Annotated in this window: 6 protein-coding genes; all 6 read left to right on the top strand. The window is 67.9% G+C overall.

The features are described 5' to 3' along the window. On the top strand, window positions 1–1,357 hold a 1,357-nt coding region (locus B4F19_RS03730), incomplete at its 5' end, for an ATP-binding cassette domain-containing protein (RefSeq protein WP_292732887.1). Window position 1,358: 1 nt separating this feature from the next. Beyond that, a complete protein-coding gene (locus tag B4F19_RS03725) occupies window positions 1,359–2,447 on the top strand; it encodes a peptidase C39 family protein (protein WP_228179113.1) in 1,089 nt (362 codons plus the stop codon). 49 nt (window positions 2,448–2,496) lie between these two features. Beyond that, window positions 2,497–4,887, top strand: a complete 2,391-nt coding sequence (locus B4F19_RS03720) for an ATP-dependent helicase (protein ID WP_292732885.1) — start codon at window positions 2,497–2,499, stop codon at window positions 4,885–4,887. A gap of 144 nt (window positions 4,888–5,031) precedes the next feature. After that, window positions 5,032–6,615 carry an aspartate:alanine exchanger family transporter gene (locus B4F19_RS03715; RefSeq protein ID WP_292726167.1) on the top strand — a complete coding sequence of 528 codons (1,584 nt, stop codon included), beginning with the start codon at window positions 5,032–5,034 and terminating at the stop codon, window positions 6,613–6,615. Between the two features lie 92 nt (window positions 6,616–6,707). Further along, the gene (locus tag B4F19_RS03710) at window positions 6,708–7,772 is read left to right on the top strand and encodes an SseB family protein (protein WP_292726165.1); all 1,065 of its coding nucleotides are present in this window, start codon (window positions 6,708–6,710) and stop codon (window positions 7,770–7,772) included. Next, window positions 7,762–8,814, top strand: coding sequence for a non-homologous end-joining DNA ligase (gene ligD, locus B4F19_RS03705; protein WP_292732884.1), 1,053 nt, complete (start codon window positions 7,762–7,764; stop codon window positions 8,812–8,814). The genes B4F19_RS03710 and ligD overlap by 11 nt, the downstream gene beginning before the upstream one ends. The last annotated feature ends 12 nt before the right edge of the window (window positions 8,815–8,826 follow it).

The raw sequence follows: 8,826 nt of genomic DNA, 5'->3' as shown, positions 1-8,826 counted from the left end.
GCTGGATGCCGCACCTGCAGCGTGGACGTCGGTGCGCGGGTCCACCGTCGCGCTGCTGCTGCAGGATCCGTTCACGAGCCTCTCGCCGGTGCACCGGTGCGGGGATCAGATCGCGTGGACGCTGCAGGCGGCATCTGACAGGCGGATCGCGGCATCCGACCTCGCTCGCGAGGTGGCCGCGCGGCTGGCCGAGGTGAAGCTCCCTGAACGCGTCGCGCGAGCCTTCCCGCACCAGCTCTCGGGCGGCATGCGGCAGCGGGTAGCTATCGCGGCGGCGCTGGCCGCTGACCCGAAGCTCCTTATCGCGGATGAGCCGACCACCGCGCTTGACGCATCGAACCAGGCCGAGATCCTCGACCTGCTGCGCGCGGTGCAGGCACGTCGGGACCTGTCGGTCATCCTCATCTCGCATGACCTGGGACTCGTGCGCGGCCGGACCGACGACGTCTTGGTCATGCAGCACGGCGTCATCGTCGAGCGTGGAGCAACCGGCGATGTGCTGTCTGCTCCGAAGCATCCGTACACCCGTGCGCTCATCGACGCGGACCCCGTCCTCGCGCCGCCGCGTGAAACTGCTGCGCCCGAGGCCGACCAGACTCCGACCCTCCTGCAGGCGACGGGAGTGACGAAGCACTTCGGGGAGCGCACGGTGCTCGATGGCGTCGACCTGCGCATCGGCGAAGGCGAGATCGTCGGCGTGGTCGGAGAATCCGGGTCGGGCAAGTCGACGCTCGCGCGCTGTATCGCGGGGCTGGAGCGCGAAGACGGCGGAGTCATCTCCTTTGTCGGTGAGAACCTCGCCCCGGGACGCCGCTCGCGCACACCAGCGCAGATGCAGATCGTGTTCCAAGATCCGTACTCGTCGCTGAACCCGATGATGTCGATCGGGTCGATCCTGCGCGAAGCCCTCGCCGTCGCGCGCCGCCCGGCATCCGATGTGGCTGTGCTGCTCGAGACCGTCGGGCTTCCCACCGACTTCGCCGGCAAGCGCCCGGCCGAACTGTCGGGTGGTCAGCGCCAGCGCGTCGCTATCGCGCGTGCCCTGGCACCGAGGCCGCGCCTCCTCATCTGCGACGAGTCGGTCTCAGCACTCGATGTCTCGGTGCAAGCCCAGATCCTGGCGCTGTTGACCACGCTGCGTGACGACCTCGGTATCTCGCTGTTGTTCATCTCGCACGACCTGGCAGTCGTGCGACTGCTCGCCGACTCCGTAACCGTGCTCTGGGACGGCCGCGTGATCGAGAGCGGACCGTGCGAACAGGTGCTCACCGAGCCCCGACACGAATACACCCGGATGCTGGTTGCCGCCGCGCACCGCGAGAACACGTCGGTGGGTACCGGCGAGAGAGAAGACTGACGTGCAATCGATCGAACCGGTGCTCGCGGAAGGCGCAGAAGCCGTCACCGCGGTTCTGGATGCCGGCCTGGCTGATGCTCTGGGTGCTGAGCGAGCCGCGCGCTGGCGCGTCGAGCGCGCCGGGTACCGCCCCACGGCGCACATGCTCGGTAGCGGCGCCGGCATCCTGGCTGCCGTGCTCACGTCCGGTCGCCCCGCGACAGCTGCGACCAAGATCGTCGACCTGTGGACCTCGCCCGAGGCTCCGACTGACGCTGCCGATCGCCTCATCGCGGGCGTGATCGCTGCGGCAGCTGAGCGCGGCGACGCCGCCGTGAAGTGGGAACTGCCCGAGGATGCCGCGGTTCCCGCGTCGGCCGCAGCGCTCGGGTTCGCGCCCCTGCGCGCCCCCTGGGGTGCTGTCGGCACCGAGGCGACGCAGGGGCTCGTGCACTGGCTCATTCCCCTGACCCATGACGAGCCCGGCTACTACGGACAGACGACCCTCTTCACGTGCGGAGCGGTAGCGGCCCTCATCGCGACCGAGCGCCACGGCAGCCCCGGCTTCGGGGGCGAGACCGTGCCAGATCGTGATCTCGAGATCGACTTCTGGCGTCGCGCCAGCAACTACCCGGCCTGTGAACCGCTCGGACTGGCCGTCACGGTGCAGGAGCACGTCGGCTCTCGCGGCGCGGTGGAGGTCGCACTCGATCACCCAGGACCTGTCCTGCTGGAGGATTTCACCGGCTTCGACTACGACTTTCGGGCAGAGCTGCAGCGGGAATCGCGCAAACGCGCGGCAGATCTCGGCATCCCGGTCGACACGGCCCGAATCCCGATGACCGACGTCGCGGCGCGGGTGGCCGCGGGCGAGCAGGCCCTGCTTCTCATCGACGAGGCGCCGATGCACGCCGACCCCGGACCGCACTGGATCGTGGCTCACGCCGCTGCCGGCCCCTATGTCGTCGTCGAGGACCCGTGGGTGAACCAGGCGACGGGGGAGACCTGGGTCGATACCCATGATCTTCCGATCCACATCGATGACCTGGAACGCCTCGTCGCCTGGGGACCCGAAGGCTACCGCGGCGTCATCTTCCTCTCGCCGCGCTGAGTCGACGGGCCGGGCGGATGTCCGGGGTCGCGAATAGACTTGCGGGGTTATGGATGTGGTGGATGACGAGCTGCTGACCGGCCTGAATCCGCCGCAGCGCGAGGCGGTGCTGTACCGGGGCCCGGCGCTCCTGATCGTCGCGGGCGCGGGGTCGGGCAAGACCCGGGTGCTCACCCACCGGATCGCGTCGCTGCTGCGCGGTGGCGAGGCCTATCCGAGTCAGATTCTCGCGATCACGTTCACCAACAAGGCAGCCGGTGAGATGCGCGAACGTGTCGAGCAGCTCGTCGGTGAACGCGGGCGCGGGATGTGGATCTCGACGTTCCACTCCGCGTGCGTGCGGATCCTGCGTCGCGAGGCCGAGCAGTTCGGGTTCACGAAGGCGTTCACGATCTACGACTCCGGCGACTCCCGTGCTCTCATCAAGCGCCTCGTGAAAGAGCACGAAGCCGACGCTCTCGGGCTGACCCCCGCGGGCGTGCAGGGACGGATTTCCAAGCTCAAGAACGAACTCGCGGATGCCGAGTCCTTCGCGCGACAGGCGAACATGAGCGACCCCGCCGAGCGCCTCTTCGTCGAGATCTTCGGCGACTACCAGCGAGCTCTGCAGCGCGCCAACGCGTTCGACTTCGACGACCTCATCGCCCAGACCGTGTATCTGTTCCGCGCGTTCCCGCAGGTTGCGGATGTCTACCGCCGGCGCTTTCGGCACGTCCTCGTCGACGAGTACCAGGACACCAACCACGCGCAGTACGCGCTTATTCACGAACTCACTCGCCCTGTCACGGGGGCTGCAGCCGAGCCGTATTCCGTCGGCGGAATGATGATCTTCGAGCCCGACGAGGCTCCCGAACTCGAGGGTGCCTCGCTCACCGTCGTCGGTGACTCAGACCAGTCGATTTACGCGTTCCGCGGGGCCGACATCCGCAACATCAGCGAGTTCGAGCGCGACTTCCCCGGCGCGAAGGTCGTGTTGCTGGAACAGAACTACCGGTCGACACAGAACATCCTCTCGGCGGCGAACGCCGTCATCGGCAACAACTTCGATCGCAAAGACAAGAAGCTGTGGACGGACGTCGGGGCAGGCGATCCTATTGTCGGCTTCACCGGTTACTCCCAGCACGACGAGGCCCAGTTCGTCGCTGACGAGATCGAAGCCCTCCACCGCCGCGGCGTCGAGTACGGCCAGATGGCAGTTTTCTATCGCACGAACTCCCAGTCCCGTGCGCTGGAAGAGATCTTCATCCGCTCGGCAGTGCCTTACAAGATCATGGGCGGCACGAAGTTCTACGAACGCGCCGAGATCAAGGATGCCCTCGCGTACCTGGTCGCTGTGGCCAACCCCGCCGATGAGATGGCGGTGCGCCGCATCCTGAACAAGCCGCGGCGCGGCATCGGCGACGTCACCGAGACGGCCATCGCCCGCTACGCGGCGGACCAGCAGATCACGTTCCGCGATGCGCTCGCCAACGCCTCGGCCCTCGGCGTCGGCCCCAAGATCCAAGCCGCGATCGCGCAGTTGGATTCCGTTCTCGCTGAGGCGAGCGCCCTGATGCTCCCGTCCTCCGGTGAGCTCCCGCCGCCCACCACGGTGGCCGAAGGGCTTCAGCTGCTTCTGAACAAGTCGGGTTACCTCGACGCGCTGCGCGCCTCCCGCGATCCGCAGGATGAAGCGCGCGTCGAGAACCTCGACGAACTCGTCGCCGTCACACGCGAGTTCGCCCGCAACAACCCCGACGGCACGATCATCGACTTCCTCACCGAGGTCGCCCTCGTCGCGGATGCCGACGACCTCGACGATGCGAGCGGGTCCGTGTCTCTCATGACGATGCACACGGCGAAGGGGCTGGAGTACGACACCGTGTTCATCACGGGCGTCGAAGAGGATCTCATCCCGCACCGCATCTCGGCCGGGGAACCGGGCGGACCGCAGGAAGAGCGGCGCTTGTTCTACGTCGGCGTCACGCGTGCTCGAGCGCGGCTCTATCTCACGCTCGCGATGACCCGAGCGCAGTTCGGCGAAGTGTCGGTAGCGATGCCCAGCCGGTTCCTGCAAGAGATCCCTGCGACGCTCATCGATTGGCGCCAGTCCCCGGGTGATGTGAACTCCCGTGGGGGTTCCCAGTCCCGCGCCCTCAATGCGCGGCCAGGGCGGGGCGGCTCGGGCGGCGGTGGTTTCGGGGGCTCGGGCCGCTACGGAGACGCGCTCGTGCCGAAGTCGACATCGATCGACAAGTTCGCCAACCGCATCCCGGCCAAGGTGCGCGACAACGGCGACATGGAGCTCGCGCCAGGAGATCGCATCCGTCACGACGACTTCGGCGAGGGTCGAGTGGATGCTGTCACCGGCGAGGGCGCGAAGCGCGTCGCGCATGTTCGTTTCGATAGCGCGGGCGCCAAGAAGCTCCTGATCAAGATCGCCCCGATCGAAAAGCTCTGAGGGTCGCGTCTGGGAGGGGGCGCCAGGACTTTCGCCCCTGAGCGCCACCCGTGGGCGCGCGTACGATCGCGATGACGGCGTGAGCGAGGGTGCACCGGCGCCCAGGGCCCACAGAAGGTCAGGCCCGCTGGCAGAAGGAGGCCCATGACCCTCGCGTCAGTCCTCACTGTGCTCGCCGATCACCCGGTGCTCGTGCTGTTCCTGGTCACGGGTATCGGCGCGGCGATCGGCCGCATCCGGTTGTGGGGGATGTCGCTCGGCGCCGTAGCCGTGCTCTTCACGATGATCGCGCTCACCGCCTGGGGCGTCTCCCAGGGGGTCACGATTGAGGTGCCCTCGTACGTCGGCGACTTCGGTCTGGTGCTCTTCGCCTTCAGTATCGGCGTCATCGCAGGGCCGGGGTTCGTGAATGCGCTTCGCACGTCGTACTGGATGCTGCTGCTCGTCTCGGTCATCATGATCGTCGCGGCAGCCCTGACGCTGGGCCTGGGGACAGCTCTGGATCTGTCGCCGGAAACGATCGCCGGTGCGTACGCCGGCTCGGTCACGAGCACACCCGCCCTCGCTGCTACCGGGGGCAGCCCAGCAGCGACAGTCGGGTATGCGAGCACCTACATCTTCGGCGTTGTTGGTGCGATGGGAGCCGTCGTACTCGCGCTTCGCCACAGTCGCACAGACGCTGACGCACCACCACGGATCGTCGACCTCGTCATCCGCATCGACACCGACAGCACCCCCACGATGACCGACCTCACGCGGCGGCACGGCGGCCGGGTGCTGGTCTCGCGCCTGCGTCGCCCCGACGGAGAGGTCGTCGTCGTGGGTCCCGACACGGTGCTCGAGAAGGGCGCAATCATCAATGTGGTCGGCCCGGAGCGGGTCGTGGCAGCCGTCACCGAGGAACTGGGGCATCCGTCGACGCTCAACATCACGCACGACCGCAGCCGACTGGACTACCGGCGGATCATCCTGTCGGACTCGCGCTGGTCGGGACGCACGATCGCGCAGCTCGGTGTCGCCGAGCGCTTCGGTGCGACGATCGTGCGGGTGCGGCGCGGGGATGTCGAGTTCCTCGGGACCCCCGACTTCGTGCTGCACCAGGGCGACCGGCTTCGTGTTGTCGCTCCCCGCGACCAGCTGCCCGCGGTCACGGCCTTTCTCGGCGACTCTGAACGCGGCATGGCCGACCTCAACCCCGTGGCTCTCGGCCTCGGTATCGCCGCGGGCATGCTGCTCGGCCTCATCGAAGTGCCGCTGCCGGGCGGATCGCACCTGTCGCTGGGAGCCGCAGCCGGAGCGCTGATTGTCGGCCTCGTGATGGGCAGGATCGGGCGGATCGGCCGCTTTGTGACGACGATCCCCAACGCCGCTGCCACCGCGCTGGGCGAGTTGGGCCTGTTGATCTTCCTCGCCTACGCCGGGTCGAAGGCGGGATCGCAGATCCTGCAGGCGATCGCGTCGGGAGAGATCGTCGCGCTCGTCGGGATCGGATTGGTCGTGACATCCTTCGCGATGTTCGGCACCTACCTGCTGGTGCGGCACATCCTGCACCTGGGGGGTACGAAGCTGTCGGGTGTCATCGCCGGCGCGCAGACGAACAGTGCGATCCTCGCCTTCGCCCAGGAACGCACTGGCCACGACGTCCGCGTCGCCCTTGGTTACAGCCTCGTCTATCCCACGGCGCTGGTCGTGAAGATCCTGCTCGCCCAGCTGCTCACGCTGCTGTAGTCCCGGCCGAAGACGGCATCCACGCTTACCGCGTTTCCCGAACTGTGACAACCCTGGTCCTGATCCACGCGCGACGTCGGTAGCCTCGAAGCATGGCTCTGTTCTCTCGACGCCCCGCAGCAACGCCTGCCGAGACGCCCGAGGGCGCCTCCGACGACACGACATCCGTTGACGACACGGGAGTCGCCAACGCCGCATCCGACGCCGACCCGGCAGCCTCGCAGCCCTCGGCGGTCGCTGACGACGAACCAGACTTCGACGCGGTGGTCGGGATCTCGATGTCGTCGTTCCAGGGCCTCGGGGCCCCCGCGCCCGCGGCGAACGCCGCGGCAGAAACGGCGGCCGATGACGACGCAGAAGCGCCGCCCCGGCCCAGCGTCCAAGACAACGGCCCGCTGGTGACGGCGCTGTCAAAGCTCCCCGAACGACCCGAGCCGGCGGAACTCCTGCAGGTTGCCCGTCAGCTGCTGCAGGGACACCTCTTCCTGCGCGTCAAGGGAGATGCCAAGCGAATGCTCGCCGAGGGTGAGAACATTCCGCTGGCGATCACCACGATCGGTGACAAGCAGTACGTCCTTGCCTACAGCGGTGTCGCGGCCTTGCGTGCCAGCCTTGCCGCAGACGGCGCGACCGACACCTCGGCGATGGCGCAGCCCGCGCAGGCGGTGCTGCGGTTCCTGCTGTCGGGCACCTACGCCGGACTGATCATTGACCCGGCATCCGCCCCTGCCAGGGCGCTGCTCTCTCGGGACCTCATCGCTCAGATGATGGAGCAGGCCGACCCCGAGTTCAGCGTCAAGAAGCTGCTCGCTGCCCGCCGCACCGAGTCCACGCCCGACGAGGTGGTGGCAGCCATCCCTTCCTCACGCCTGTGGATCGCGGTGAACAAGCCCGAAGGGTCCGATCAGGTCGGAGTCGCCGAAGCCCGTACCGCCGACGGCGACCGCCTCATCGAAGTGTTTACGCACCCCATCGAGATCGCAGCACTCGGGCGCGGTGACCGCCCCGCCCCCGTCACCGGTGCGCAACTGGGCGCGGCGCTTCGCGCAGACCCCGAGCTCGCCGGCATCCTCATCGACCCCGCCGGTCCCTGGATTCGACTGAACCGAGACCACCTCGCCCCGCTGATGGTCGAGGCCCCGGACGATGGCGACTGACCGGATCACCCTCACCATCCCCGGCCCCGACGGCGATCGGGAGGTCGGGCTGTCCAGTCCTGACCGTGTGCTGTGGCCAGCGGTCGGCATAACCAAGCGCGAGCTGGCCGAGTACCTGCTCGCCGTCGCAGGCCCCTTCCTCGCCGCCAACGGCCACCGTCCCGTCTCGCTTGAGCGCTACCCCGACTCGATCGAGGGTGAGATGTTCTTCTCGAAGAACCCGCCCAAGGGCGCGCCGTCGTTCATCGAGACCGTCACCGTGACCTACAACAGCGGGCGTCGGCATCCGCAGATCGTGCTCACCGAGCCCGCCGCCGTCGTCTGGGCGGCACAGATGAACACCGTCGTCTTCCATCCCTGGGCATCGCGCACCGAGAACACCGACAACCCTGTCGAACTGCGCATCGACCTCGACCCGCAGCCCGGAACCGACTTCGCGGATGCCGCGGCCGTCGCCCCTGCGCTCCGTGAGGTGCTCGCGGAGGCGGGGCTCGAGGCATGGATCAAAACAAGCGGCAACCGCGGCATCCACCTGTTCTGCCCGATCGAACCGGAGTGGGAGTTCCTCGACGTCAGGCACGCGGTCATCGCCGCCGGTCGCGAACTGGAGCGACGGATGCCGGACCGTGTCACCACGAAGTGGTGGAAAGAGGAGCGCGGCCAGCGCGTGTTCATCGACTTCAACCAGGCAAATCGCGACCGAACGATGGCGGGGGCCTACAGTCCGCGAGCCCTGCCGGCCGCGACTGTTGCCACCCCGATCAGCTGGGAGGAGCTGGCATCCGTCGATCCGGCATCGTTCACTGTGCGCACCGTGCCGGAGCGCCTGGCCGAGGTGGGCGACCCCTGGGCCCGGTTCGGCGAGGTACGCGGCAGGATCGACACGCTGCTGGAGTGGTGGGAGAGAGACCTTTCCGACGGACTCGGTGAGCTGCCTTTCCCGCCCGAGTTCCCGAAGATGCCCGGCGAACCCCCGCGGGTCCAGCCGAGCCGCGCACGCAAACCCGACCCGAGCGACCCCGAAACGGAGGAAATCGAGTGACCGACAAGACTG

Origin of the sequence: Microbacterium sp. UBA1097 (assembly GCF_002313585.1) — a bacterium.
Classification (GTDB): Bacteria; Actinomycetota; Actinomycetes; order Actinomycetales; family Microbacteriaceae; genus Microbacterium.
Note: the sequence above shows the minus strand (reverse complement) of the source record. Positions and strands in the feature narration are given on the sequence as shown.